At 63.5% G+C, this 24,394-nt stretch carries 27 protein-coding genes; 10 read left to right on the top strand and 17 right to left on the bottom strand.

From position 1 onward, the window contains the following. Nucleotides 1-67: 67 nt before the first annotated feature. The 7 genes from proS to EHH60_RS03595 form a co-directional block, all read right to left on the bottom strand. On the bottom strand, nt 68-1,387 hold the full coding sequence (proS, locus tag EHH60_RS03620; RefSeq protein WP_124158088.1) for a proline--tRNA ligase: 1,320 nt from the start codon (nt 1,385-1,387) through the stop codon (nt 68-70). A gap of 104 nt (nt 1,388-1,491) precedes the next feature. Next, nucleotides 1,492-1,623 carry a hypothetical protein gene (locus EHH60_RS38530; RefSeq protein WP_283811792.1) on the bottom strand — a complete coding sequence of 44 codons (132 nt, stop codon included), beginning with the start codon at nt 1,621-1,623 and terminating at the stop codon, nt 1,492-1,494. 194 nt (nt 1,624-1,817) lie between these two features. After that, nucleotides 1,818-2,354 carry a copper chaperone PCu(A)C gene (locus tag EHH60_RS03615; protein WP_124158087.1) on the bottom strand — a complete coding sequence of 179 codons (537 nt, stop codon included), beginning with the start codon at nt 2,352-2,354 and terminating at the stop codon, nt 1,818-1,820. A 27-nt stretch (nt 2,355-2,381) separates the two neighbouring features. Next, on the bottom strand, nt 2,382-2,879 hold the full coding sequence (locus EHH60_RS03610; RefSeq protein ID WP_124158086.1) for a TlpA family protein disulfide reductase: 498 nt from the start codon (nt 2,877-2,879) through the stop codon (nt 2,382-2,384). Then, entirely contained in the window at nt 2,876-4,087 is a 1,212-nt protein-coding gene (locus EHH60_RS03605; RefSeq protein WP_124158085.1) for a sialidase family protein, read from the bottom strand. Before EHH60_RS03605 ends, EHH60_RS03610 begins: the two co-directional genes overlap by 4 nt. Nucleotides 4,088-4,113: 26 nt before the next feature. Continuing rightward, nucleotides 4,114-6,504, bottom strand: a complete 2,391-nt coding sequence (locus tag EHH60_RS03600) for a TonB-dependent receptor family protein (protein WP_124158084.1) — start codon at nt 6,502-6,504, stop codon at nt 4,114-4,116. A gap of 94 nt (nt 6,505-6,598) precedes the next feature. Then, nucleotides 6,599-6,988 carry a DUF2946 domain-containing protein gene (locus EHH60_RS03595; RefSeq protein WP_124158083.1) on the bottom strand — a complete coding sequence of 130 codons (390 nt, stop codon included), beginning with the start codon at nt 6,986-6,988 and terminating at the stop codon, nt 6,599-6,601. Nucleotides 6,989-7,587: 599 nt separating this feature from the next. Between EHH60_RS03595 and EHH60_RS03590 the strand changes: the two genes are divergently transcribed. From EHH60_RS03590 to EHH60_RS03575, 4 genes are all read left to right on the top strand, one after another. Beyond that, a complete protein-coding gene (locus EHH60_RS03590; protein ID WP_349629044.1) occupies nt 7,588-7,836 on the top strand; it encodes a globin in 249 nt (82 codons plus the stop codon). Nucleotides 7,837-7,977: 141 nt separating this feature from the next. Continuing rightward, nucleotides 7,978-9,000 carry a sugar ABC transporter substrate-binding protein gene (locus tag EHH60_RS03585; RefSeq protein WP_199751272.1) on the top strand — a complete coding sequence of 341 codons (1,023 nt, stop codon included), beginning with the start codon at nt 7,978-7,980 and terminating at the stop codon, nt 8,998-9,000. A 21-nt stretch (nt 9,001-9,021) separates the two neighbouring features. Beyond that, nucleotides 9,022-10,524: a sugar ABC transporter ATP-binding protein gene (locus tag EHH60_RS03580; protein ID WP_124158081.1), complete on the top strand. Its 1,503-nt coding sequence runs from the start codon at nt 9,022-9,024 to the stop codon at nt 10,522-10,524. An 11-nt stretch (nt 10,525-10,535) separates the two neighbouring features. Further along, nucleotides 10,536-11,561, top strand: coding sequence for an ABC transporter permease (locus tag EHH60_RS03575; protein WP_124158080.1), 1,026 nt, complete (start codon nt 10,536-10,538; stop codon nt 11,559-11,561). Nucleotides 11,562-11,884: 323 nt separating this feature from the next. Here the strand turns inward: EHH60_RS03575 and EHH60_RS03570 are convergent, their stop codons facing one another. Continuing rightward, nucleotides 11,885-12,745: a LysR family transcriptional regulator gene (locus EHH60_RS03570; RefSeq protein ID WP_124158079.1), complete on the bottom strand. Its 861-nt coding sequence runs from the start codon at nt 12,743-12,745 to the stop codon at nt 11,885-11,887. A gap of 286 nt (nt 12,746-13,031) precedes the next feature. Between EHH60_RS03570 and EHH60_RS03560 the strand changes: the two genes are divergently transcribed. From EHH60_RS03560 to EHH60_RS03550, 3 genes are all read left to right on the top strand, one after another. Continuing rightward, complete coding sequence (locus tag EHH60_RS03560; RefSeq protein ID WP_124158078.1) at nt 13,032-13,856, top strand: oxidoreductase; 825 nt, start codon at nt 13,032-13,034, stop codon at nt 13,854-13,856. Between the two features lie 51 nt (nt 13,857-13,907). Further along, a complete protein-coding gene (locus EHH60_RS03555) occupies nt 13,908-14,756 on the top strand; it encodes an alpha/beta fold hydrolase (RefSeq protein ID WP_124158077.1) in 849 nt (282 codons plus the stop codon). A gap of 102 nt (nt 14,757-14,858) precedes the next feature. Beyond that, nucleotides 14,859-15,389, top strand: a complete 531-nt coding sequence (locus EHH60_RS03550) for a VOC family protein (RefSeq protein WP_124158076.1) — start codon at nt 14,859-14,861, stop codon at nt 15,387-15,389. Nucleotides 15,390-15,632: 243 nt separating this feature from the next. Here EHH60_RS03550 and EHH60_RS03545 read toward each other — a convergent pair whose 3' ends face one another. Continuing rightward, nucleotides 15,633-16,334 carry an L-2-amino-thiazoline-4-carboxylic acid hydrolase gene (locus tag EHH60_RS03545; RefSeq protein ID WP_124158075.1) on the bottom strand — a complete coding sequence of 234 codons (702 nt, stop codon included), beginning with the start codon at nt 16,332-16,334 and terminating at the stop codon, nt 15,633-15,635. 45 nt (nt 16,335-16,379) lie between these two features. Beyond that, complete coding sequence (locus EHH60_RS03540; protein ID WP_199751271.1) at nt 16,380-16,772, bottom strand: RidA family protein; 393 nt, start codon at nt 16,770-16,772, stop codon at nt 16,380-16,382. A gap of 128 nt (nt 16,773-16,900) precedes the next feature. On the opposite strand from EHH60_RS03540, the gene EHH60_RS03535 reads away from it, so the two are divergent. Next, the gene (locus EHH60_RS03535; protein ID WP_124158073.1) at nt 16,901-17,530 is read left to right on the top strand and encodes a LysR family transcriptional regulator; all 630 of its coding nucleotides are present in this window, start codon (nt 16,901-16,903) and stop codon (nt 17,528-17,530) included. Between the two features lie 4 nt (nt 17,531-17,534). On the opposite strand, the gene mtnK is transcribed toward EHH60_RS03535, so the two are convergent. Then, nucleotides 17,535-18,824 (bottom strand): S-methyl-5-thioribose kinase, encoded by a 1,290-nt coding sequence (gene mtnK / locus EHH60_RS03530; RefSeq protein ID WP_124158072.1) that lies wholly within the window; start codon nt 18,822-18,824, stop codon nt 17,535-17,537. A gap of 315 nt (nt 18,825-19,139) precedes the next feature. Between mtnK and EHH60_RS03525 the strand changes: the two genes are divergently transcribed. Beyond that, complete coding sequence (locus EHH60_RS03525; protein WP_124158071.1) at nt 19,140-19,589, top strand: YidB family protein; 450 nt, start codon at nt 19,140-19,142, stop codon at nt 19,587-19,589. 32 nt (nt 19,590-19,621) lie between these two features. After that, on the top strand, nt 19,622-19,885 hold the full coding sequence (locus tag EHH60_RS03520) for a GlsB/YeaQ/YmgE family stress response membrane protein (protein ID WP_036010147.1): 264 nt from the start codon (nt 19,622-19,624) through the stop codon (nt 19,883-19,885). Between the two features lie 103 nt (nt 19,886-19,988). Here EHH60_RS03520 and EHH60_RS03515 read toward each other — a convergent pair whose 3' ends face one another. From EHH60_RS03515 to EHH60_RS03490, 6 genes are all read right to left on the bottom strand, one after another. After that, nucleotides 19,989-20,597 carry a class I SAM-dependent methyltransferase gene (locus tag EHH60_RS03515; RefSeq protein ID WP_124158070.1) on the bottom strand — a complete coding sequence of 203 codons (609 nt, stop codon included), beginning with the start codon at nt 20,595-20,597 and terminating at the stop codon, nt 19,989-19,991. Between the two features lie 133 nt (nt 20,598-20,730). Beyond that, entirely contained in the window at nt 20,731-21,084 is a 354-nt protein-coding gene (locus EHH60_RS03510; protein ID WP_124158069.1) for a hypothetical protein, read from the bottom strand. Nucleotides 21,085-21,185: 101 nt separating this feature from the next. Continuing rightward, complete coding sequence (locus EHH60_RS03505) at nt 21,186-21,461, bottom strand: DUF1467 family protein (RefSeq protein ID WP_124158068.1); 276 nt, start codon at nt 21,459-21,461, stop codon at nt 21,186-21,188. Between the two features lie 9 nt (nt 21,462-21,470). After that, on the bottom strand, nt 21,471-21,875 hold the full coding sequence (gene mce / locus EHH60_RS03500; protein WP_124158067.1) for a methylmalonyl-CoA epimerase: 405 nt from the start codon (nt 21,873-21,875) through the stop codon (nt 21,471-21,473). A gap of 42 nt (nt 21,876-21,917) precedes the next feature. Further along, entirely contained in the window at nt 21,918-23,588 is a 1,671-nt protein-coding gene (locus tag EHH60_RS03495) for a ribonuclease J (protein WP_124158066.1), read from the bottom strand. Then, on the bottom strand, nt 23,588-24,394 hold the full coding sequence (locus EHH60_RS03490; RefSeq protein ID WP_124158065.1) for a biotin--[acetyl-CoA-carboxylase] ligase: 807 nt from the start codon (nt 24,392-24,394) through the stop codon (nt 23,588-23,590). Before EHH60_RS03490 ends, EHH60_RS03495 begins: the two co-directional genes overlap by 1 nt.

Here is a 24,394-nt window from a genome sequence, read left to right as displayed (position 1 = left end):
ATAATCCCATGATTCGGGGTCAATTGTGGCCGGATTGGCGGCCGCGATCTCGGGCGATGAACAATATTCAGCCGACCAGCCGGGCAATCGCGTCGGCAGGCGACATGGTCTCGCGCGCGCCGTCGCTGCGTCGTTTGATCTCGACCTTGCCGTCGGCGAGCCCCTTCGGCCCGATCATGATCTGCCAGGGGATGCCGATCAGGTCGGCCGCGGCGAATTTGGCGCCGGCGCGCTGATCGGTGTCGTCGTAGAGCACGTCGACGCCCTTGGCCGTGAGTTCGACATAGAGCTTCTCGCAGGCCGCGTCGACGGCCGCATCGCCTTGCTTGAGGTTGAGAATCGACACGCGGAAGGGCGCGACGGCCTCCGGCCATTTGATCCCGGCATCGTCATGGCAGGCCTCGATGATGGCGCCTAACAGGCGCGAGACGCCGACGCCATAGGAGCCGCCATGGATCGGCACGTCGACACCGTCGGGGCCCGCCACGAGCGCCTTCATCGGCTCGGAATATTTGGTGCCGAAATAGAAGATCTGCCCGACCTCGATGCCACGGGTGTTGACCCGCTTGTCCGCGGGCACTTCCCGCTGGAAGCGCGCGGCGTCGTGGACGTCCTCCGTCGCCGCATAGAGCGAGGTCCATTGCTTGATGATCGGCGTCAGGTCGCCCTCATAATCGACATCCTCGCCCGGCACCGGCAGGTCGAGCACGTCGCGATTGATGAAGACGCCGGATTCGCCAGTCTCGGCGAGCACGATGAACTCGTGGCTGAGATCGCCGCCGATCGGACCGGTCTCGGCGCGCATCGGGATCGCCTTCAGCCCCATCCGCGCGAACGTCCGCAAATAGGCGACGAACATCTTGTTGTAGGCAACCCGCGCCGCGGCCTCGTTGAGGTCGAAGGAATAGGCATCCTTCATCAGGAACTCGCGGCCGCGCATCACGCCGAAACGCGGACGCTGCTCGTCGCGGAACTTCCATTGGATGTGATAGAGATTGAGCGGCAGGTTCTTGTAGGACTTGACGTAGGCGCGGAAGATCTCGGTGATCATTTCCTCGTTGGTCGGCCCGTACAGCAGCTCGCGCTTGTGGCGGTCAGCGATGCGCAGCATCTCCGGGCCATAGGCATCGTAGCGGCCGCTCTCGCGCCAGAGATCGGCGAGCTGCAAGGTCGGCATCAATACCTCGATCGCGCCGGATCGGTCCTGCTCCTCACGCACGATCTGTTCGATCTTCTTCAGCACGCGGAAACCGAGCGGCAGCCAGGCATAGATGCCGGCGGCCTCCTGCCGGATCATGCCGGCGCGCAGCATCAGTCGATGCGAGACGATCTCCGCCTCTTTCGGATTTTCCTTCAGGATGGGCAGAAAGAACCGCGACAACCGCATGGTAATACTCTGGGAATCAGTGATCGTCCGCAGTGAAACCGGATTGAGAGCGAAAATACAAGACCGGGAATGAGGAAAAGCCGCTAACGCAGCGAAATTCCTCGTCATTTTTCCGTCGGCTTCAGGTTCAGCTTGAGGCGTTGCTTGCGAAAGGCGGCGTTCCAGAGAGCGACCGTCACGAAAGCCGGCAGCGGCAGCCCGGCAAGATCGCGGCCCCCAAGGAATGAGCGCCGCATGCGCACCGCTCGCGAAGCTGGCAATGAAGAGCAGCGTCGCGAGCGCAGCGGACACCTCAGTCTTCTGACAGGAGATTCACGCCAGGCGCGGACGCCTTGACCTCACGCGAATGCCGGCCCTCTCGGGCGGGATTTCGATCCAGCCGCTGACGCCGGTCTCGCATTGCTTTGGCTCCGGGGAGCCTGGATCCGTCTCATTTCATCTTCATTCCCGAGTGATCCGGCATTTTCTTCATGTCCATGTGACCCGAGTGCCCGGCATCGCCGGGCGCCTGCGCGCCGACGCCCTGGACGTCGAGAGAAACGGCGACCTTGCCGGCTTTCTCGAATTGCAGCGTCACGGGCACCTTGTCGCCCTGCTTGAACGGGCCCTTCAGCTCCTGGAGCATCAGGTGATAGCCTCCGGGCGCGAACTTCACCGTCTTGCCGGGATCGATCGCGAGCCCCTTGTCGAGCGGACGCATCTTCATCACGCCGTTGTCCATCGCCATCTCATGGATCTCGGCCTTCCCAGCGATATCGGCGGAGACGCCGATCAGCCTGTCCGCCGCCGCGCCCTTGTTCTCGATGATGAGATAGCCGCCGGCGACCTTGGCGCCGCCCGGCGTCGCACGGCTCCACGCCTGCGAGATGACGAGATCGCCCGCCTTGACGTCGTCGGCGATCGCCGGTGCTGCGCAGAGTGCAAGAGCGAACGCAGCGAGCAGCACATCTTTCAACCTTGTCTTCATATCGGTATTCCCTTTGCAGACCGAACTTCAGTGTTTCGAGAGTTGCTGTGCCGACCATTGTTCCAGATCGGAAGTTTCGGCGGAGCCCTCGATGGTCGTGATGATTCCGTCGCGAGAGATGAGCATCGTCCTAGGGATGTCGCCCTGCCAGGCAGGATCGATCTCGAACCGCAAGCGCTCGACAAAGCCGTCGTTGAAGATGAAGTTCTCGGTCGACGACAGCCCCGCCTTGTCGAGCATCGATTGCGTCGCGGCCGGCAGGTTCGGCACGAGGTCCGCGCTGACCGTGACGACATCGATTTCGGGATGGTCCTTCGCAAATTTCCCGAGCAACGGCAGCTCGACCTTGCAGGGCCCGCAGGTCACACCCCAGAAATGCACGAGCGTCGGACGACCTGCATGCCCCCTCAGCACGCCTTGCCAGGTGCCGCGTTCGAACGGTTTGAGGCCAGGAGGCGATCCCAGGGCAGACGCCGATGCGACCAGGATACCCAGACCTAGAATAGCTGCAAATCGACGTCTCATGGTTGGTCCTCGATCGCTGTGAGGCGGTAGCCATCCGCTTTCGTCATCCATGACAGGTAGACCTGTCCGCCATTGGAGACGAGCAAGGGATGGTCGGAAGTGTCGGTCGTGCTCGATATCGCCTTCGGCGACGACCAGGTCTCGCCATCGTCCTGAGAGATCGTCATCTGGACCGTTGTCTTCTCGCCATCGAACTCCTTCCACACCATCACTGTCTCCGCCGGGCCCGCGAGCACGAAGGGACGCGTCGGATTGCGATCCGGCCGCCCCAACGCCATCGGCGCAGAGAACGTGCGACCTTCGTCGCGCGAGTGGGCGTAGAACAATCCCTTACGTGCCTTTCCGTTCGTGTACCAGGCGACGTGGTAGGCTCCGTTCGGCGTAACGGTGAGGCTCGGGCCGTGGTGCGGGCAGGCATTGATCTGCCAGTCGTCGTTGCTGACCCTATGGATTTTCCCTGGCGTCGAGACGTCGATGAACGTCATGATCGCGTGGTCGCGTACGCCCCCGTCGAATATGTTTCTGAAGATCACGGCCGGCCGCCCGGGCGCCGCGAACGTCAGCCCCAATCGGCAGCATTCGCAGGTGCCGTCACGTGCGAGACTGGCGTCGGCGTAGGTGGCGCCGCCATCGCGGGATGACGAAAAGAACAGCGCTGCTCCCTCATATTTCCGTCCCGCCTCTCTTGCGGGAACACGATTGCGCTTGTCGAGCCAGGCTGCGAAAACCGTTCCATCCTGATCGAGCGCCAGCGCTTCGAAACGCTGGCTCTCATTGCTTGCGGTGATGGGCTTCAGCTCCGCGAAGCTCTTTCCGCCATCGGTCGAACGCGTGTAGAGCACCTGGCCGTTGAAGGCTTCGTCCCTGAAGATCGAGAACGCAACGACAATGCCGCCCTTGCGATCGACCACGATCTTCGGCCGCGCATCCGGTCCCCAATCGAGGTTCAGCCGCTTCGTCGTGACCTGGACGGGGACCGAAAAATTGCGGCCCGCATCCTGCGAGCTCGCGACCGAGACCTGCCCTCCCGCCATCCAGACCAGCCACAGCGTTCCGTCCGGAGCAAATGCGGGCGTCGCCTTGGTTGCACAGCGCAGCGTCGGCTCCTCACACGCCGCTTCGGACGCATGCGGAGCCCGCATCTGTCCGAGCGCAGCACCTTGCAAGAATGCGAGTGCGACGATCCCGAGCAAGCCAGTTCGGATCATGGCCCTACTCCCTTCAAGAGCCCGGATCATTTGAACGCCACCTTCATACCTGCAACAAAGGTGCGCGGCGAGCCCGCATAGATCGATCCCGTGGTGTTTGCGAGCACACTCGCAGGATTTTGAAGGCCAGCCGCCGTCACCGTGTTGGCGATGTTGTTTGCCGAAGCGATGTAGGTGCGGTCGAATACGTTCCTGACCTCGAGAAAAAGATTTAGCGATCTGAAGGTGTCCGACACCAGATCGGCCTTGTAGTGAACGTTCAAATTGACCAGCTCATAGCCGGGCGCCTTCAGCAGATTCGCATTGTCCATGTAGAAGGAGTCCTTCCACTGGAGTTCGACAAAACCTCCGAGGCCCGCAAGCGGCCCGGCGAACTCGTCGTAGCCAATTCGAGCCGTCAGCTCGTTGGGGGAGATGCCAGGAATCTTGTTGCCTGCCCGGTTGAAGCTGAACACGGCGCCATTGGTGATGTTCTCGACATATTCGGTGTAGACCTCGTCGAGATAGGTATACGCCGCCATGAACCGCCAGCCTGGATAGAACTTCCAGTCGGCGGCCAGCTCTATGCCGCGGTGCTCCGACCGTGGCGCGTTGAACGTATAGGATATGCCGGAGATCGGTGTCGCCTGACTGACGATCTCGTTGCGGAAGAACTCGTAGAATCCGGTCGCGCTGAGCTTGAGCGTGTTGTTCGGAGTCCAATCGAAACCAAGGTCGTAGCCTAGATTCTTCTGAGTTTGGAGCTGCGTATTGTTGCCCGACAAACCCGTCGGAAGGACGAAGAGGTTCGAAACCTGCGGAGTGCCGTATCCCGTGGCAACTCGTCCGCGGAAGAGCCATTCGTTGTTGAGATTGTACAGAAGCGCCAACTCTGGCGCAGCATTTTGAAACTGCCGGTCCGCGGTCGTCAGGGTTGTCGTGGTGATGCCGGTCGGACCCGCGTATGCATACGCGGTGTTTGTCCCCTTCAGTAGGGTGGCCTCCCAACCAATGCCGGCGACCGCCGTCAGCGAGGTCGTCAGCCTGAGTTCCTCCCTGGCACGCACACCATAGTTGGTCGTTTCGCTGAAGAGATTGCTCGAGAGCCTGCCGAGGGTGGCATTGCCCCCCGGCATCATATTTCGCGTATCACTCGACGCCGTCAGGGTATTGTAGAAGGCGCCGAAGAACGCGGTCGACTCCATTCCGAGAATCTCGCCGCGCTTGGTGAGATCGCTCATGTAGTTGTACGACGGAAAATCTCCGATTGAGCTGGTCTGTCCGGTCGGCTGGCTGATGTTCCTGTCGTCGAACACGAACTGGTTGCGCCAGGTCATCGTGTTGTCGAAATCGTGCTCCCATCGACCGCCAACGATGGTGCGGCGATCGTTGCGGCCGAGCCCGGCCTGCAGGGCCGTCTCCGTGTCGGTTCCGGCAGTTGCGTTGAAGCCGTTGTTGAACAGCCTGACCGTACCGCATCCCGGCGCGGCGGTGGCACATCCCTGCTGGAACGGGTTGAGGTCGTACTGGTTCAGCGACTGCCGGATCGGCAACCGCGTGCTGAGATCATTGTTGATGATTTTGACCGTGAAACGATCGTCGGGCGTCGCCTTCAGCGTGCCGAGGAAGTTGACCGTCTGCGTATTGAACCAGCTGTTGCCGATGTAGCCGTCGCCCCGCACGTCGCTTGCGAACAGCGAGCCCTCGAAATTCCCGACCTTCTTGCCGGCCGCCATATAGTTGTTGAGGTAGCCGTAACTGCCGCCGTCGACGCCATACTCGACGCCATCGATCGTGCCGCCGGGCCGTGTCCGAAAATTGAGCGCGCCGCCGGTCGCGTAGTTGCCGTAGAGCGCCGACGACGGGCCGCGGATCACGTCGATTGCGCCATAGGCGTGGGGATCGATGAGGTCGCTCCGCGACAGGCCGTCCGGCTGCGTCACCGGGAAGCCGTCCTCGAAGATCACGAGATTGCGGATGGCGAAGCCGTTGCGGGCATTGGAGCCACGAATCGAGATTCCGAAATCACGGGGACCATTCCCCTGCTTGATTGAAATGCCCGGGCTGTCGCGCAAGACGTCACTGACCGAAAACGCCGGGCGATTGTCGAACTGGCTGCGATCGATGGTCGTCGCGGTCTGGCCGGCCGGCGACTGATTGAGACCAGCCCGCGCTGCGCCGGTAGACGCGGCCAGGTTTTGGGCCGGCGCGCCGGCGGTCGCGTTCTGCGCAACGCGTCTGGCTGCGCGTCCCGCCGAAGCTGAGCGCAGTCGCGACGGCCGGGTGATTGGTTTGGGACGCGAAGGCTGCGCCGCCTCAACGGTCACCGCGGGAAGCGCTTCCGACGCACCCTGGGCCAGCGCGTCTGAGCCGATCGAGGACACCAGCCCGCAAAGCACGGGCAAGCTCGCGCGGCTGATCGCACGAATGCGTAACATCTCTTGATTCCTGACATCCGGCACGTCGGCCGGTCCATTGAGCACGCCATCGGCACGGCAACGGCGCGCGCCAATGGTTCGATTTGTCGCTACGTCAGGAAAATTGAGGAGGTGCGCGAGCCTGGGCGCTCGAACCCTTGTAAGCGGCGATGGCGGACACATTCGCCGCGAGCCACACCACACGTTCGGCGTGACGGAAGGGTATGGCGAAAGCGACCCGCGGCTGCGAATCGAGCGTCGCGTTGGCCTGGGCCAGGCAACACAGGGCGCATGCGCCGGCATGCGCGATCGGCGAGCCGGTCGGATCGTTCGGTCCGCCGCCCTGCTCGCTCGCGCTGTGGCAGATGACGGCGGCGGAAAACGGATCGGCCATAGCCTGGCCGGCCGCCCAGCACGCGGCAATCGGCGCCAGCACCTGCATCACCAGGGCGAGCAGGACGATGGGTAGGAATTTCTGTAGCCGAGCGCGCATCCGCCGAACCATTCGTTCGTCAGTCAACTAAACACTGCGATCAGGGCCGAGTCGAGGTCAGTTCCGCCGCCTGCTTGGCCCAGCGCAAATTTCTCGAAGACTGTGGTCGGCGCGCTCCACCGCCGCCGGTTCGCGATTTGAGGCAGGGAGACCCATCCTGCCTGTCCAAAAATTTCTTATATTTGTCATATATTTAGGTAGCCTGAAGCTCGATCGTTTCTTCAATTGCTCGAATTTTGAACATTCGTTGCCGAAAATGATGACAAGTGAGAAAAGTTGATCTAGCATCCCCTTGCTCAGGCTCGCCGCGAGGTCGGAGTCTGGTGGTCCAAGTCTCGGGAGGAGCCCCTGGCGCGCAAAACGCAGCGTCGCCCCGTCAATCAAGAGCAAATCTTAGAATCGGGGATAATAGGGTCGACACAATTTTCGAGCGGGGCCAGGGCCCCGCTCTTTTTTTACCCGCGCGGCTGAACTGCCGATGAACGTGGCCTCTGATCAATCCTGGACACCGCGCGGCGATCACACCCCGCCCGCTTACCAACGTCTGTTCGAGCCGCATGCGCAAGCGCAGGCGATGTTCCGCTCGAAGCCAGCGAGTTGGCGAGGGATCGATGCTCGCATTGACGATCGAAGCGATCTTCGACTTCGCCGGTGAGCGCCGCGGGCATTTCTGGCCGATCGCCTGCGACGTCGCCTTGCATGATGCTTACGGCACGCCGCGCGAGCTGTTCATCGCGTTCTTCGCCGTCGTCAGGGATACGCTCCGCGATCTGCTTGACGATGAATGGACGCCCGAAATCGCGCAGGCCTGGGATAGAGTGCTCGCGGATATCGACGCATTCGCCGCCGCTCCGGCCTGACGCTTTGCGCTGCACCAACCCTGGCTTGCTGCGATCTCGCGGTTGATTGCAGATTGAGTGCCAACAACTCTTGTGAGAGACTTTCGGAGATCGGTCGCGCAAGCAATGACGCGCCGACGACAAGATACATGGGAGCGAGCGATGTCCGGGACGAAAGATTTCTCGACGACGAGGCGCGATCTTCTTCAGGCGGCAGCGACCGCCGGCGCCGCAACTGCCATGCTCGGCAGCATGGGCATAACCCCCGCACTTGCAGCCGCAGTCGGACGCAGCGAAAAGCCGCTGAAGGCGGCGTTCTCCAATGCAGGCCTCCAGGCCACCTGGTGCGCGCAGGGAAAGCAGGCCGCGGAGTTCTGGGGCAAGCTGTTCAACGTCGAGGTCACCTGGTTCGACGGCCAGCTTGATGCGGTGAAGCAGCGCGCGGCGATCGACAACATGGCCTCGCAGAAATGGGACTTCGTCGCGATCCAGGCCTTCGGCATCGGCACTCTCACCCAGCCCGTGCAAAAGATGATCGACGCCGGCACGCCCGTGATCGACATGGACACGCTGATCGCGCCGCTCGACCAGATCAACGTCCACTCCTTCCTCGCCCCCGACAACGAGTTCATGGGCGCCTCGGTGACGCAGGCGCTGTGCAACGCCATGGGCGGCAAGGGCAAGATCATCATGACGCAGGGCGCGCTCGGCCACACCGGCGCGCAAGGACGGGCCAAGGGCTTCAACTCGGTGGTCAAGCAATTCCCCGGCATCGAGGTGCTCGACACCCAGCCGGCCGACTGGGACGTCTCCAAGACCGCCCGCCTCTGGGAAACCTACCTGACGAAATACCCGCAGATCGACGCGGCGTTCTTCCACAATGACGACATGGCGCTCGCCGCCGCCAACATCATGAAGGCGCGGGGCCGCACCAACATCCTGATCGGCGGCGTCGATGCCATGCCGCCGGCGATCCAGGCGGTGAGCGAAGGCCGCATGTTCGCAACCGTGCGCAATCCGTCCTGCCGCATCCATGGCGGCGCCATCATCGCAGGCGTGTCGGCCGTGGTCGGCGGCGAGAAGAGCGGACAGGGCATCCCGAAGAATGTCGTCACCGACGGCCCGGTCGTGACCAAGGCCAACGCCGCCGGGATGCAGTGGATGCAGGATCACTTCCTGATCTGAGCCTCCAAGATCTGAACTTTCATGCCTGAGGGACAACAGCCCATCCTGGAACTTCAAGGCATCACGAAGAGCTTCGGCGGAGTCGAAGCGCTTCGTGGTGTCGACTTCGCGCTCTATTCCGGCGAGATCCACGGTCTCGTCGGCGAGAACGGCGCCGGCAAGAGCACGCTGATGAAGATCATCGCCGGCGTGCATACCGAATTCTCCGGGCACTTCCTGGTCGATGGCCAGGAGAGACATTTCCACTCGGCCCGCGATGCGCACGCTGCCGGCATCGCCATGGTGCATCAGGAGCTCAGCGTCGCGCCCGACCTGACCGTCGCCGAGAACGTCTTCCTCGGCAACCAGCCGATCAACCGGTTCGGGCTTGTGCAATGGCGGCGGATGGCGCGCGAGGCGGGCGAGCAACTCGCCCGCTTCGGCATCGATGTCGATCCGATGGCGCGTCTCGGCGACCTCCCGATCGGGCTGCAGCAGCTGATCGAGATCGCCCGCGTGCTGTTCTCCGGCGCCCGCATCGTCATCCTGGACGAGCCGACCTCCGCCCTCTCCCCGCCCGAGGTCGAGCGGCTGTTCGCCACGCTCAAGCGGCTGCGGCAGGGTGGCGCTGCCATCGTCTTCATCTCGCATTTCATCGAGGACATCCTGCGCGTCTCCGATACCGTGACCGTGTTCCGCAACGGCCGCAAGGTTGCGGAGACCGCGAGCGCCGCGACCAGCAAAGGCGCGCTGATCGAGGCCATGATCGGGCGCGGCGGCGAGGCGCTCGAGCACAGCTACACCGACGACCTGATGCTGCCGCGACCGAGCGACAGCTCGGTGATCCTGAAAGTCGACCAGCTGTCGCTGGCCCGCAGCCTTCGGGAGGTCTCATTCGAGGCGCGCGCGGGCGAAGTGCTCGGCATCTACGGCTTCATGGGCTGCGGCCAGCAGGAGCTGTCGCGCATCCTGTTCGGCAAGCTGAAGCCGGACGGTGGCACGCTTGCGGTCGAGGGCACGCCGAAGTCCTTCGCCAGCACGGCAGCCGCGCGGCGCGCCGGCGTGGCGCTGGTGCCGGAGAGCCGGCGCGACATGCTGTTTCACCAGGAGCCGGTCTACAAGAACATCTCGATCAGCATTCTGGACCGCATCTCGTCCCTGCTGCTCAAGCCGGCGCGGGAGCGCGACATCGCCAAGCGCCAGGTCGAGCAGCTGCAGATCCGGCCGCCGGTGGTCGGTCTCGATCTCGGCATGCTCTCGGGCGGCAACCAGCAGAAGGTCGCCCTGGCGAAATGGCTGACCTATCCACCGAAACTCCTGGTGCTGTGCGAGCCGACCCGCGGCATGGATGTCGGCGCCAAGAACGACGTCATCAACATCGTCCGCAACCTCCGCGCCAGGGGGCTCGCCATCATTGTGCTGTCGACCGAGCCGGAAACGGTGCTGTCGCTGGCCGACCGCATCCTCGTGCTCAAGCGCGGCGCATTGGTGCGGGAGTTCAAGAACGAGCCGGTCAGCAAGGACCGCCTGCTGGAAGCGGCGTGACGGAGAAGCACATGAGCAGCGAGACCGCTTTGGCGACAGGACGGAGGGCGCGGGGCTTTGCGCCCTTCCTGCGCTCGCAGATGCGCAACATCGCCCCATTCCTGACGCTGATCTTCCTGACCGCCTTCTTCGCCTTCGCCAGCCCCTCCTTCGCGACACTCGACAATCTCGGCAACATCCTGACGCAGGTGTCGGTCACAGGCATCATCGCGGTCGGCCTCACCTTCGTGATCCTCTGCGCCGAGATCGACCTGTCGATCGCCAGCATCGCCAACGTCACGGGCATCGCGGTCGCCTACTTCACGCTGCAGGAATCCTACGTCAACATCGCCAACGTCCCCCTGCCCGGCGTCGTCGCCATCATCCTGTCGATCCTGCTCTGCGCCCTGCTCGGCCTCGTCAATGCGCTCGGCCTGACCGTGATCGGCATCCCCTCCTTCATCATGACGCTGGCGATGATGCAGATCGCCGCCGGCATCTCCGCGCTGCTGGTGCGCGGCCAGATTGCCTACAAGGTGCCGAGCCTGATCACGACCCTGGGCTCCGGCTCGATCGGGGGCATCCCCTGGATCGTCATCGTCGCCGCGCTGATGCTGCTCGGCGGCCACCTGGTGCTGACCTACACGCGGTTCGGCCGCTACGTCTACATGGTCGGGGGCAATCGCGAGGCGGCCGAATATTCCGGCCTCAACGTCAAGCTCATCCTCGGCGCGGTCATGGTGATCTCGGCAGTCTGCTCCGGCATCGGCGGGATGCTCGGCGTCGCGCATTTCGGCAGCGCGCAGCAGAACGAGTTCGACACCTACCTGCTCGATTCCATCGCGGCCGTCGTGGTCGGCGGCACCAGCCTGTTCGGCGGCCGCGGCGGCATCGGCAACACCATCGTCGGGCTGTTCGTGCTCGGCGTCCTCAACAACGGGCTCGACCACGTCAACATCGACAGTTTTTTGAAGATCCTGATCCGCGGCCTGATCCTCTTGGCCGCATTGGTCATCAACGTCTATGCGCAGCGCTTGAGGGAAAAGGCGGCGGAGTAGACACGCTCAAAACAAAAAACCGCGAAAACAACCCCATGCACAGTAGCCGGCGCCAGTGGAATCAATGGCTTGCCCGCCACGTCGATGGATTGCTGATTTTACGAAGTAAATTTTGACACGTCGGGCAAAACAGGGGTATGCTGTCATCATGCCGGCGGCTTGGATGAGCCATAGCTTGCCTCGTCATTGCGAGCGCAGCGAAGCAATCCAGAGTCTTTCGGCGGCGGCAGTCTGGATTGCTTCGCTGCGCTCGCAATGACAACGATGGCTCTCAGCGATCTTGGAGCTTCTCCGGGAGCCTTGAGTCATTTCCGGGCCGCACATCATGCGGTTGCGTTCACGAGATGGTCCGATACCGTCGAGATGAACGCGCGAAGACGCTCGAGACGCCGCAGGTCCCGGTGGTATCCCATCCAAATGTCTCGCGCTGGCGGCGGCGTCGGCAGTTTCAGTCTGCGGATACCTGGGATCTGATTGCCGACCACGCGGGGCAGGACAGCGATGCCGACCCCTTGCCTGCACATGCGCCCCTGGACGTTGCGGTTGTTCGATCGCAGGACCAGTCTGGCGTTGGGGAAACTCTCGATGAGCCACGCGATGTCAGGGAAATTCCCCGTGGATGTGTCATGGGTGATCAGCCGGAAACCGGCTCCATCGCCATATTTGGGATCAGCCGCCTCCTCGGCGATGTAGACGCCGTACTCGAGCCTGAAGAGCCGCCGCTGAACGACATCGGCAGTGTCGAACGGAACGATACGAAAAGCGACGTCGGCCTCCCGTTGGGCAAGGTTGAACCGGCGCGTGCCGGTCAGGATCTCGACATCGACATTGGGGTAGGCTTTCGAGAAATCCGCCAGGACAGGTGGGAGGACATAGGCCCCAAACCAGTCCGCTGACGAAATGCGCAGACTGCCTTTGAGATTCTGCTCCTGCCCCGCAAGCCGGCGCTCCATGGCCAGCGCGCCTTCTTCCATCTGCTCGGCCAGTGCGACGATCCCGTGGCCCTCTTCGGTCAGAACGAGACCGTCCGCTGTGCGCTGGAAGAGCGTGTGACCGATCGCCTCCTCAAGTGCGCGAAGACGCCTGCCGACGGTCGGATGGCTTGTCTGAAGAGAACGCGCGGCGCCGCCGAGCGTGCCGGATCGCGCAATCGCAAGAAAGATTCTGACGTCACTCCATTCCATCGCGACCACCCACACAAAACTGAACGCCGAGAGTACAATTATGTCACTCAAAGAACAAATCTAAGCACCTAGATCCCTGCCATCGCCTGGAGGTGCGTTCTTCTGTGGAATTCCCCCGACCCATGAGGGCCGCCGCTTGGGTGACACTGGCTGTGAACGTGCACTTCCCGCTGTGCGGGAAACTAGGGACCTTATGGGCTGGTCAGCGGCCGCGGGTTCTTTCCGCAAGGTGATGGCGCCGGGCTAATCGCGGTTGGTCGTCTGAAAACAACTCGGAGAAGAAGCAATGAAAACTTGGCTCATCACAGGCTGCTCAAGCGGCTTCGGCGAGCGGCTCGCGCTTGCTGCCGCACAGCGCGGCGATCGGGTCATCGCGACGGCCCGCAATGTCAAGACGATCGCGGAAATGGCCGAGCCTTTCGGCGGCCGCATGATCACCTTGCCACTCGACGTGACCGATGCGGCGGCAGCCAAGGCAGCGGTCGCAAAGGCGGTCGAGACCTTTGGCGGGTTTGACGTGCTCGTGAACAATGCCGGCTACGGCCTGTTCGGCGCGATCGAGGAAGGCACGCCCGAGGAATATCGGCCGATGTTCGAGGTGAACGTCTTCGGTCTGATCGAAACCACCAGAGCCGCCCTGCCCGTCCTGCGACGTGCGGGCGGAACGATCGTCAACATGTCGTCCGGCGCGGGCATCGCGGGCGGCAGCGGCGGAGGTTATTACAATGCCGCCAAGTTCGCCGTGGAGGGGATTTCCGAAGCTCTCGCCGGCGAGCTGGAGCCGTTCGGCATCCGCGTGCTGATCGTCGAACCCGGGCCGTTTCGCACCGATTTCCTTGGCCGTTCGATCACGATGGCGACCAACGAGATGCCGGAATACGCCGCGACCTCACGCAAGCACTATCGCGAAACGAACGACGGCAATCAGGCGGGCGATCCCGACAAGGCGATCGCGGTGATCCTGCAGGCAGTGGACGCCGATGACGCCCCGCTTCATCTGCCGCTCGGCCCGATCGCGCACGCGATCGCCGAGCGAAAGCTGGCCGCCTTCCGCAGCGATATCGACGCCTGGCGCGATATCTCGATCGCCACGGATTTCGACCAGCGCTGAGCGCTGGTCGCGAGCTCTGTTTGAACGTCGACATCTGACCGGAAAGCGATCATGATCGCAACTTTGAAGGGGTTTACCCAGCAGCTGGTGCCGGTGAATGGCATCAAGATCAACGCCGTCACGGGAGGCTCAGGCCCGCCGATTCTTCTGCTTCACGGCTGGCCGGAAACTTGGTGGGAATGGCACCATGTGATGCCGCTGCTGGCCGAGCATTTCAGCGTGGTGGCCATGGATCTGCGCGGCGCCGGCTTTTCCGACTGCCCGCTCGACGGCTATGACAAGGCGACGATGGCGCGCGACGCGCATGAAGTGATGGTTGCCCTTGGGCATGAACGCTACGCCGTGTGCGGACATGACATCGGCGGAATGGTCGCCTTGCCGCAGGCCGCTCTCTATCGGGAGGCTGTTACCCACCTGGCCGTCCTCGACGTTCCGCTTCCCGGCTGGACCGGATGGGAGGCGACGACCGCAAGGCTCTGGCACTTCAGCTTCCATATGAACCGAGACCTACCAGAGCGCCTGATTCATGGCCGTGAATATGACTATGTTTCGACCTTCATGGCAGAGCGGTTCTACGATCACAGCACCTTCAATCCGGCGGACATCGAGATCTACGCCAAGGCGATGGCGCTTCCTGGCCGCACGCGTGGCGGCATGGAATGGTACCGCACCCTCGCCGCCGATCATGCGACTGCGCTCGAGTACAAGAAGCAACCGCTCGAGATACCCCTGCTCGGACTGGGTGGGGACCAGCGGTTCGGTGCGCAGATGGTGCCGATGCTCAAGGAGTTCGCCACCAATGTGAGGGGCGGCTCGATCGCGCGGTGCAGCCACTATGTCGCGGACGAGCGGCCGGATGAAGTCGCGGCCGCCCTGATCGAGTTCCTCGAGGCCAACTGAAACTCGGCGCCCGCGCCGTCGTGGGCCGGGCGGATCGCTAGGCTGCGGGAAAATTGCGCTGCAGAAACGCGATGGATCGAATCAACAGCAAAGGAGACTGTCATGACCGCACCCATCATTCGCGGCGTCAATCATATCGGCATCACGGTGCCCGACATCGAAGCAGCAAAATCGTTCCTGGTCGAAGCGTTCGGCGGCCAGGTGATCTACCAGTCCTTCGGACCGCAGGATCCGCCGCGGCAGGGACCCGACTTCGAGCGAGCCGTTGGCGCTTTTCCGGGAACGGTCGTGCGTGCGCAGGCAATGGTCAAAATCGGAACCGGACCCGATATCGAGCTCTTTGAAATGCACGGTCCCGAGCAAGCCAAGCCGATCCGGGCGAGCGACTTCGGCATCACGCACTTCGCTCTCTATACCGACGACATCGACGCATCGGTCGAGCGCTTCGAGAAGGCGGGAGGCACCCTCCTCACCGCGCCACGCGCTATTCCCTATGCAACCGAGAAAGGTCCTGGAAACAAGGTCTGCTACTGCCGCATGCCGTGGGGCACGACGATGGAATTCATCACCACGCCGGACCGCATGGCCTATCATGACCAGACGGATCTGCGCAGGTGGCAGGACGAGGACTGAGCAGGGCGCGAACAGGGACCCGCATCAGTTAGTCGCGGCGATGCTGACGCTGTCGGACGGTTCGGCGAGTGCGCAGCCGCGACGGCTGTCGTGACGGATCGACCGCGCCGGCGGTCAGCCCATCCGGGTGAGCCTGACCGTCTTCAGCGCCTGTCTCATGCCGCTATGCGCTGCGAGCGGCGAAGTTCGTACGACTTCAGCTCGCAACCACCATCGCCTTCTGGCTGTGAATGAGTCCGAGCCCTAGCTCCCGATCTTCCGGTCCGGCGGCAGCCGCGAGAAGCGGAAATTGCAGTGGCTGGCCCCTCCTGCCAAGGTCTGCGTCCTTTCCAGACGGATGCCTCGCGTGGCGTAGGCGTCGAAGTCGAGGCCGCAGATGTTGGGCAAGATCTCGGTCTCGCCATGTCGCGCCGCGAGCTTGCAGAAGCCGCAGGCCCTGTAGTTGATGCCGAACTCGAATTCATCGCCGGGACCCGGCTCGACGAAATCGTAGACGAAGTCCTCCGGAAACTCCTTCTGATGGCTCTCCGTGGTGCTCCGCGCGGCCTGCTCACGCAGCAACACCTGGTTCTCCGACGACATGAACTGACGTCCCAAGGCAAGGCGTTCCGCTTCCGGCTCGGTGAGCAATTGCGCCTTGTAGGTCTCCCGCTCGATCTCACCGATCACAGGCACCGGCACGCCGTGGCGCCGGAGCACCCGACTGATGGCCATGAAACCGGTCAGGCGCATGAAGAAATCGCTCATGCGGCTGGCTGCACCACCGACATAGGGCATCTGCGTGAGGACGATCCCGAATTCGTCCATTACTTCCTGCCTGATCCCATGGACATCGGAGAGGTGCGCGCGCTCGCGCAGCATCGGCTCGGCAATGTCGAGGCGGCCACGCATGGCGGCCTCCATTGCTTCCCGATGCGTCTGGTAGAAGGGATGGATCTCGGCCATTGGACACCTGATATGATTGGCTCTGCGACGCCGGCGGCGCCGGCTTCATTCCGCGGCGATCGCCTCGATCTCCAGCAGCCATTTGCTGTCGACGGTTTGCGCAATGATGACCGTGAGCGCGGGTTCGTGTCCCGCCAGCATCTTGCGCCGAACGGCACGATTGGGCACGACCTGACTGAGGTCGGTCAGGAAAGTGGTGACCTTGACCAGATGCTTGACGCCAAGGCCGGCGGCGGCGAGCACCTCGATGACATTGCACCAGGCCTGCTCGCATTGCGCTTCGAAACCTTCGGGCACACTGCCGTCGGATGTCTCCGGCACCTGGCCGCTGATAAACAGCAGGCGGCGATGCTGACTGACTTCAAGCCCCATGCTGTAACCACCGGCGGGAGCACGGACCGTTGCGGGATTGTGGCTGACGATGTGAGCTGGGGACATAGGGTCTCTCCGGATTGCGGCTTGACCGTATCCGGCGGCAGCGCCGCGCCGCAAAGCATCATTCCTGCGGTTCAGCGCAAGAAAATCTATTGCAAGGGCTCGCTCCATCAGTGTCAAACTGCATTGCGATGACCTACGCCCTTCCCCCGCTCAACGCGCTCCGCGCCTTCGAGGCCGCCGCCCGGCATCTCAGCTTCAAGCTCGCCGCGCACGAGCTGCACGTGACCCCGGCCGCCGTGGGGCAGCAGGTGAAGGCGCTGGAGGCCCGCCTCGGCGTGCAGTTGTTCGAGCGGCTGCATAAGCAGCTCATCCTCACCGCCGCGGGCCGGTCCTATCTGCCCGGAATATCCGAGGGTTTTCGCCACATTGCGGAGGCGACCTCGCAATTGAAACCGCCAGGTGCGGTGCAACTGCACCTGGGAGTCCACGGCGGCATCGACCTGCGCCGCCTGGGGCTGGCGGAGTTTCGCAGCGCACATCCGGACATCGGCCTGCGGGTGCTGCAACCCGCGGGCTTGCACGAACTCGTCGAGGGCAAGGTCGATCTGTTGATCGGCCGCGGTCTCAGCCACCATCCCGGTTATCGCTGCGACCGGGTCGATGGGGGATCGGGCCTCGGTGATTGGCTGGTTGCACCCGAAGGTACCGCGGATTGCCCGGAGATCGTCAGCTTCCGCGAATGGCTGCGCCCTCTGGCGGCCGACATCCCGCGCCCGAGCCAGCTTCGTCCTCGCCTAGTCGACGTCAGCAGGCGTTGAACTCTCAGCCAGACAGCTCCGGCATCCAGTCCCGCAGTTTTCGCGCAGCGCCGGTGACGTCAGCAATCGTCGGAAACGCCGCCGTTTCCACCATCATCGCCCGCGCCAGGCGCACTGCCCGGGCCTCACAGGTCGCGCGCGCCTGCGGGTCTTCGATCAGCTCGAAATCGATATTGTGAGCAAGACCGAAGATGCGGCGGATGATCTTGGCCGCGGCGAAGCCGACCGTGTCGGCGAACAGACGCCGCATGTAGGCCTGCCGTTCGGCTTCCAGCCGTGCTGCCCCCTTCTCGCCCGCGAAGAGCGAGACGGGATAGCCATCGCCTTCCGCGCCGGCGCGCCAGAGGTCGAGGAATTTGCGGGCGAATTCGTTCCAGACCTGCTCGACGGTCTCCAGCAGCCACGTCTCGAACGCGCGGCGATCGCCCGGCGCGCGCTCGTGGCCGCTTGATGCAAAGTAGGCCATCAGCAGGTTCGCCAGCACAGCGCCGACATCGAAGCCCATCGGACCGTAGAACGCAAATTCAGGGTCGATCACCCTCGTCTCGTTCTCCGTCACCATGATGGAGCCGGTGTGGAGGTCGCCGTGAAGCAGCGCTTCCGGGCTTGCCATGAACTTCAGCTTCAGGCGGGAGATCGCAATGTGCAGATCCATGTCTTCGCGCAGCTCAGCGGCCAAGCCGTCGAGATAGGGCGAAGTCCAGCGGTTCTGCTCGGCGATGCGGTACGGATCGGTGAAGATCAGATCCTCCGTGATCTTGCACAGCGCGTGGTTGCCGGCAAAGGCGGCGATGCCCTGCTTCTTCTCGGCTGCGGACAGCGCGAGGTCGGAGGTGAAGAACAAGGTTTGCGCCATGAAGGTGGTGATGTCGTCCACGAAACGGGGATATCGCGTCGCCGCAACCAGCCCCTTGCGCATGATGATGTGCGGCTCGAGCAGCTCCATCACGGTCAGCGCCAAGGCTTCGTTGTGATGCAGCAGCGCCGGCACGAGGCCGGGCGCGAGCTCGGCCTGCCGGGACAGAGCGAGATATTCGTAGTGGGCCCGCGACAGCGGCAGCGGCCAGCTTTCGCCGACCAGCCGGACATAAGGCAGCGCCTGCTTCACGGCGATGCCGCCGCGCGCGCCCTTGACGATGAAGACGAGGTTGAGATTGCCGTCGCCGACCTCGGTGATCTCCCAGGAGGACGGCTCGTCGCCGAGCAGCGCCTTGAGCTCCGAAACCCCTGCGAGATAATCCCGCAGGTCGGCTTCATGTAGAATCCGATAATCTCCTGCCCAGTCCCCGGTCATGACGATCCCATCCCACATATCGACCGGATCGTTACTCCCGACGCTGGGAAGCTCGAGCCGATCCCGGCCATTCTTTTGATCGGATCGTATTCGCAATCAACGCGGTCTGCCACCCGCCTGTCGGCTGGCGCACTCCCGGCGCAGCCACCGACCCAGCCCGCCCCCCGGATCGGCCCGGCAACGGCTCCGTGCAGCGACCCATCGACGGTCAGCGCCCTGGACGAGCTGGGACGCTTGGTCGCGAGCGTGCCGATCCAAGGAACACAAGCGGGCCGAGACAGTTTTGCGTGTCTGACCTTTTGAAGGAGCTGCCAGATGCGCCGCGGAATGCCCTCCATGACTGCCCTTCTGGCAATGCTGGCCATTGCCGGATATCAGAACCGCGACAAATTGGCTGAGCTGCTGAAAGGCGCAGGGAGCGGCTCGTCCGCGGGCGGTCAGCAACCGCTTGGGGGCGTGCTCGGCAATCTCGGCGGTATGCTCGGGGCGGGCGGAATCGGCGGCCTCCTCAATGGCGGAATTGGCGAGCTCCTGGAGCGGTTCAACCAGAGTGGGCAGGGTGACATCGCCGATTCATGGGTAAAACCCGGCCCCAACAAGGAGATCTCCTCGCCGGAGCTCAAACAAGCCATCGGCACTGACGTCCTGGATAAGCTCGCGCAGCAGACCGGGCTCTCTCAGGACGAGATCGTCGCGCGGCTATCCCGCGAGCTTCCTTCCGCAATCGACAAATACACGCCGGATGGGCGCCTGCCCGAGGCATAGAAGCAGCCGCTCAACTCAGAAGAGGTGTAGACATGAGCCTTCTTTGGACCATCATCATTGGCTTTCTCGCCGGCGTGATCGCCAAGTTCATCATGCCCGGCGATAATGAACCTTCCGGCTTCATCCTGACGACCATCCTCGGCATCGTCGGCGCGTTCGTTGCCTCCTATCTCGGGCAAGCGCTGGGTTGGTATCGTCCAGGCGAAGGGGCCGGCCTGATCGGTGCGGTGGTCGGCGCCATCATCGTGCTGTTTGTTTACGGTCTCTTCGCCGGCCGGCAACGCCGAGCGATCTAGTTTAGGACTGGCGAGAGCTGCTGGCAGGCCCGCTCTCAGCGGAATGCCTGCCGGATTGCTTGCTTCACGGCGATGCCGTTGCTGCCGCGACTTGGCGCGCCTCTCAAATGCGCTGGGCCAGCCAGATGGTGTGACCACCGCAATCGGGGTCCTCGACCACGTGCGACACCGTGCGGAATCCGTTGCGGTCGAGCAGCGATCGATACTCGGCCGGATCCAGGCTGGCATGATACAGCGGCTCACCGCCGAGCACGCCGATCGCCTCGCCCTCAGCCGGGCCGCTCGTGAACATCAGCGCCGCCTCAGGCTTCGCATGATCCCGGAAGATCGGGAACATGCGGCGCTGGTCGTCGAAACAGAGGTGAAAGAAGCTATCCCAGGCAAGGATGCCGCAAAATCGCCGACCCATCGCAAGCCGGCGCATATCGGCGACGATCCATTCCTGCTCCGGGAAACGTTGTCGGGACGCATCAATCATGGCCGGCGAGGAATCCACTCCCGTCACGCGATGATCAAGCCCGATCAGGTATCTCGCCATCGGCTCTGCCGAGCCGCAGCCGAGATCGAGGACGGAGCCGGCCGGCGGCAGCAGCGCACGGAAACGGCCGAGCCAAGCCTGTTCGAACAGACCGCTCCGTGCACGGCTGTCGATCCAGTCCGATGCCTTGCGCTGATAGAGATCGATGATGTGGTCGGCGGATTGCGATGCCATTCGAGAGCTCACACGCTGCGCTCGCGACTAGCTAAAGCGCGATGCTATGAGGATGAAATTGTCATCGCGCTTTAGGTCGTTGTTTGAGCATGATCTTTTCGGAAAACCGCTGCGCACTTTTCCGGATCATGCTTTAGAAGGTCTCCCGCTCGAGGAAGCTGGAGCCGATATCGGCCTTCCTCTTGATCGGATCGAAATCACAATAGACGCCGTCCGCCACCAGCGTGTAGCTGGCGCTGACAGTGTATTTGTCTGTTTTGACCGAGTTCAGGCCGATCACCGACGTGCTCTTGCCTCCGTTCCACCTGAACGGCGTCGAGCTCTTGGCCTGCTCGCAGGCCATCACCGCCTCGTTGAAGACAGAGCCCTCGACGAACGCCTTCAGGGTGCGGACCTGCACGGCCGTCTTCCATTGGAGATAGCCAATGCCGCCAAGGCCGCCGACGATCAGCACCAGAAGCGCGACGACGATACGCTGAAAAGTCATTCGTTCCCCCAAGAAAAAACGCAAAATTCTAGGCGAGTGACGCGATCAAGCAAAGTCTATCGCCGAGGTACTCCACCTCTCCCCGGCGGGAAGAGGTGAAACTAGAACGGCATTCCCATCAATTTCGACAGGCGCTCGATCGAGAGATAGCCGGCCTGATAGGCCGCCAAGCCGATGCCGTAGACCACCGCCGAGATGATCGTGGTCCAGATCAGCTTGCGGCCCATCCGCGTCAGGATCGGCGCGCCGGGGTCGGTGCCGGGTGCGCCGACGCCATCCTCGTGCTGGCTGCGCACGCCGAACGGCAGCGTCAGGAACAGCGCGACCCACCAGATGACGAAGTAGATCGCAAGCGCGGTCGATATCTGAATGGCCATGGGGCGGCCTTACGCCTGCTCGATCTCGACCAGCGCGCCGGAAAAGTCCTTCGGGTGCAGGAACAGCACCGGCTTGCCGTGGGCGCCGATCTTCGGCGTGCCGTCGCCGAGCACCCGCGCGCCTTCCTTCACCAGCGTGTCGCGCGAGGCGATAATGTCGACGACCTCGTAGCAAACATGGTGGATGCCGCCGTCGGGGTTGCGCTCGACGAATTTTGCGATCGGCGAGGCCTGCCCTAACGGCTCGATGAACTCGATCTTGGTGTTGGGGAGCGTCGCGAACACGGTCGTGACGCCGTGCTCGGGCAGCGGAACGGCTTCCGAGATCTGAGCGCCGAACGCCGCTCCGTAAATCTTTGCGGCCTTGACGGCATCCTTGGTCGCGATCGCGACATGGTTGAGGCGACCCAGCATGGTTCTTCTCCCTCAGCGCGTGATCCCGAGACCACGCCTAATCTACACTGTCAGTACGTGTACCAGACAGGGAGGCTTTTTGCCCCAATGTTCGTTGATCACGGCCCGGACGGCGCGTCGCACCGACTCGGCCAGGGCGTCGGGATCGCGGCGGCGCGCCTTCGGCAGGCCCTCGATGGTGGACATCACGGCGTCGAAGACGATGTCGTCGAAGAGCTCGCCGGCCCTGTTCTTCTCGGGGATGCCGACGAGATCGACCTCCGGATCGTCGGCGAGCTCGCCCTGCGCCGTCATGGCGATGGCGACGAAGGCGCAGCCGGAAAAGGCCATGCGGCGACGCTCGATCACCGCGCGCGACTTGGAGTCCTCCAGAATCGTCCCGTCCTTGTAGAGACGGCCGAAAGGCACCTCCCCGACGATGCCGGGATCGCCGGGGCCGAGCTTGACGAGGTCGCCGTCGCGGCAGACCAGCACGCGCGGCACGCCGGCGGCGCGCGCCAGTTTTGCGTGCTCGTGCAGATGCAGGGCCTCGCCATGGACCGGGATCAGGAGTTGCGGCTTCACCCAGGAAATCAGGTCGCGCAGCTCGTCGCGGCGGGGATGGCCGGAGACGTGGACCAGAGCGTCGCGGTCGGTGATGATCTCGATGCCCTGGAGCACGAGATTGTTGACGATCGAGCTGACAGCCTTCTCGTTGCCTGGAATGGTGCGCGAGGAGAAGATGACGCAGTCGCCCCGGTTGAGCGTGATCTCGGGATGGTCGTCGTTGGCGATGCGCGCCAGCGCCGCACGTGACTCGCCCTGGCTGCCGGTGCACAGGGCCAGCACCTTGTCCTGCGGCAGGTGGCCGTAGACCTCGGGCGAACGGAAATTCTGCACGCCGTCGAGATAGCCGGTCTCGCGGGCAACCTGCACCACGCGCTCCATGGCGCGGCCGACCACGACGACCTCGCGGTCGGCAGCCTTCGCCGCCTCGGCCACCGCCTTGATGCGGGCGACGTTGGAGGCGAAGGTCGTCACCGCGACGCGGCCCTTGGCTGACTTGACGAGCTCGATGATGGTCCGGGCGACCTCGGCTTCCGACGGCGAGCGGCCGTCGCGCACGGCGTTGGTGGAATCGCCGATCAAGGCAAGCACGCCCTGCTCGCCGAGTTCGCGCAGCCGCTTCTCGTCGGTCGGCGCCCCAAGGGTCGGAGTCGGGTCGATCTTCCAGTCGCCGGTATGCAGCACGATGCCGGCTTCGGTGTGGATCGCCAGCGCGTGCGCTTCCGGAATCGAATGCGCGACGGGAATGAACTCGACGTTGAACGGGCCGATATCGACGCGGCCCCCGGAGGGGATCACGGTGACAGGGATCTCGGGCGCATTGCGCTCGGCAGCGCATTTGGCCTCGAACAGCGCCGCGCTGAACCTGGTGGCGTAAATCGGGCATTTCAGTTTCGGCCAGAGATCGATGATGGCGCCGAAATGGTCCTCATGGGCGTGGGTCAGCACGAGGCCCATCAGGTTCTTGCGCTCCTTCTCCAGGAAGCTGATGTCGGGCATGATCAGGTCGATGCCCGGCAGATGCTCCTCGTCGCCGAAGGACACGCCGAGATCGACCGCCAGCCAGGCGCGCTGGTGGCGGTTGCCGAGGCCATAGATCGACAGGTTCATGCCGATCTCGCCGACGCCGCCGAGGGGTGCAAACACGAGTTCGTCGGGCCTTGCCATCACGCAGCTCCCACGGAGGCAACGGGGCCGAAGAACACTTCGCCCGCAGCCACGGGCACGAGGCGGCCCTCCGCGGTGCGGACGATCAGGCAGCCGGCGTCGTCGATGGTGTCAAAAATGCCTTCCAGCGTCATCGCTCCCGTGTGGATCGCGACCTTCTCCCCGAGGCCGGCAGCGCGCTCGAGCCAGAGCTTGCGGATCTCGGCAAAGCCGCGGCCATTGTCCCAGATCCCGCGGAACTCGACCCAGGCATCCGAGAGGGCCGAGAACAGCTCCTCCGCGCTGATCTGGACGCCGAGGGCGGCCAGCGACACCGCGGGCGTCGGGGTGCCCTCGGGCGCTGCGACCACATTTGTGCCGATGCCGACGACGACAGCGAGGCCGCCACTGACGGCTTCGGCCTCGAGGCCAATGCCGACCAGCTTCTGGCCGCCGGCCAGCACATCGTTCGGCCATTTCAACGCGTAGCGGGGGCGGCCCTCGCCGAGGCGCAGAGCGGCCTCGAGGCTGACCTTCTCCAGTGCCGCCTCCTCCGCCAGTCCGGCGGCAAAGCCGAGCGTGGCGGCGACGGCCGGGGCAACGTCCATCACTTCGAGGATGCTGGCGGCGAGATTGCCGCGCGGCGCGATCCAGGCGCGCTGGCGGCGACCGCGGCCGGCGGTCTGCTCCGACGTGACGAACCACATCGGGCCACGCTCGCCGGCCCTGGCGCGCTCGATCGCCTCGGTATTGGTCGAGCCGGTCCGCTCGAAAGCTGCGAGCTTGTAGCCCGCCGACAGTGCGCGAGGACCGAGCGCGAAAGCCAT

Source organism: Bradyrhizobium sp. RP6, from assembly GCF_003837805.1.
GTDB lineage: Bacteria > Pseudomonadota > Alphaproteobacteria > Rhizobiales > Xanthobacteraceae > Bradyrhizobium.
Note: the sequence above shows the minus strand (reverse complement) of the source record. Positions and strands in the feature narration are given on the sequence as shown.

Coding starts and splice junctions, on each gene's coding strand:
- proS (WP_124158088.1), bottom strand. CDS start 1,387: ATGCGGTTGTCGCGGTTCTTTCTGCCCATCCTGAAGGAAAATCCGAAA.
- EHH60_RS38530 (WP_283811792.1), bottom strand. CDS start 1,623: ATGCGGCGCTCATTCCTTGGGGGCCGCGATCTTGCCGGGCTGCCGCTG.
- EHH60_RS03615 (WP_124158087.1), bottom strand. CDS start 2,354: ATGAAGACAAGGTTGAAAGATGTGCTGCTCGCTGCGTTCGCTCTTGCA.
- EHH60_RS03610 (WP_124158086.1), bottom strand. CDS start 2,879: ATGAGACGTCGATTTGCAGCTATTCTAGGTCTGGGTATCCTGGTCGCA.
- EHH60_RS03605 (WP_124158085.1), bottom strand. CDS start 4,087: ATGATCCGAACTGGCTTGCTCGGGATCGTCGCACTCGCATTCTTGCAA.
- EHH60_RS03600 (WP_124158084.1), bottom strand. CDS start 6,504: ATGTTACGCATTCGTGCGATCAGCCGCGCGAGCTTGCCCGTGCTTTGC.
- EHH60_RS03595 (WP_124158083.1), bottom strand. CDS start 6,988: ATGGTTCGGCGGATGCGCGCTCGGCTACAGAAATTCCTACCCATCGTC.
- EHH60_RS03590 (WP_349629044.1), top strand. CDS start 7,588: ATGCTCGCATTGACGATCGAAGCGATCTTCGACTTCGCCGGTGAGCGC.
- EHH60_RS03585 (WP_199751272.1), top strand. CDS start 7,978: ATGTCCGGGACGAAAGATTTCTCGACGACGAGGCGCGATCTTCTTCAG.
- EHH60_RS03580 (WP_124158081.1), top strand. CDS start 9,022: ATGCCTGAGGGACAACAGCCCATCCTGGAACTTCAAGGCATCACGAAG.
- EHH60_RS03575 (WP_124158080.1), top strand. CDS start 10,536: ATGAGCAGCGAGACCGCTTTGGCGACAGGACGGAGGGCGCGGGGCTTT.
- EHH60_RS03570 (WP_124158079.1), bottom strand. CDS start 12,745: ATGGAATGGAGTGACGTCAGAATCTTTCTTGCGATTGCGCGATCCGGC.
- EHH60_RS03560 (WP_124158078.1), top strand. CDS start 13,032: ATGAAAACTTGGCTCATCACAGGCTGCTCAAGCGGCTTCGGCGAGCGG.
- EHH60_RS03555 (WP_124158077.1), top strand. CDS start 13,908: ATGATCGCAACTTTGAAGGGGTTTACCCAGCAGCTGGTGCCGGTGAAT.
- EHH60_RS03550 (WP_124158076.1), top strand. CDS start 14,859: ATGACCGCACCCATCATTCGCGGCGTCAATCATATCGGCATCACGGTG.
- EHH60_RS03545 (WP_124158075.1), bottom strand. CDS start 16,334: ATGGCCGAGATCCATCCCTTCTACCAGACGCATCGGGAAGCAATGGAG.
- EHH60_RS03540 (WP_199751271.1), bottom strand. CDS start 16,772: ATGTCCCCAGCTCACATCGTCAGCCACAATCCCGCAACGGTCCGTGCT.
- EHH60_RS03535 (WP_124158073.1), top strand. CDS start 16,901: ATGACCTACGCCCTTCCCCCGCTCAACGCGCTCCGCGCCTTCGAGGCC.
- mtnK (WP_124158072.1), bottom strand. CDS start 18,824: ATGACCGGGGACTGGGCAGGAGATTATCGGATTCTACATGAAGCCGAC.
- EHH60_RS03525 (WP_124158071.1), top strand. CDS start 19,140: ATGCGCCGCGGAATGCCCTCCATGACTGCCCTTCTGGCAATGCTGGCC.
- EHH60_RS03520 (WP_036010147.1), top strand. CDS start 19,622: ATGAGCCTTCTTTGGACCATCATCATTGGCTTTCTCGCCGGCGTGATC.
- EHH60_RS03515 (WP_124158070.1), bottom strand. CDS start 20,597: ATGGCATCGCAATCCGCCGACCACATCATCGATCTCTATCAGCGCAAG.
- EHH60_RS03510 (WP_124158069.1), bottom strand. CDS start 21,084: ATGACTTTTCAGCGTATCGTCGTCGCGCTTCTGGTGCTGATCGTCGGC.
- EHH60_RS03505 (WP_124158068.1), bottom strand. CDS start 21,461: ATGGCCATTCAGATATCGACCGCGCTTGCGATCTACTTCGTCATCTGG.
- mce (WP_124158067.1), bottom strand. CDS start 21,875: ATGCTGGGTCGCCTCAACCATGTCGCGATCGCGACCAAGGATGCCGTC.
- EHH60_RS03495 (WP_124158066.1), bottom strand. CDS start 23,588: ATGGCAAGGCCCGACGAACTCGTGTTTGCACCCCTCGGCGGCGTCGGC.
- EHH60_RS03490 (WP_124158065.1), bottom strand. CDS start 24,394: ATGGCTTTCGCGCTCGGTCCTCGCGCACTGTCGGCGGGCTACAAGCTC.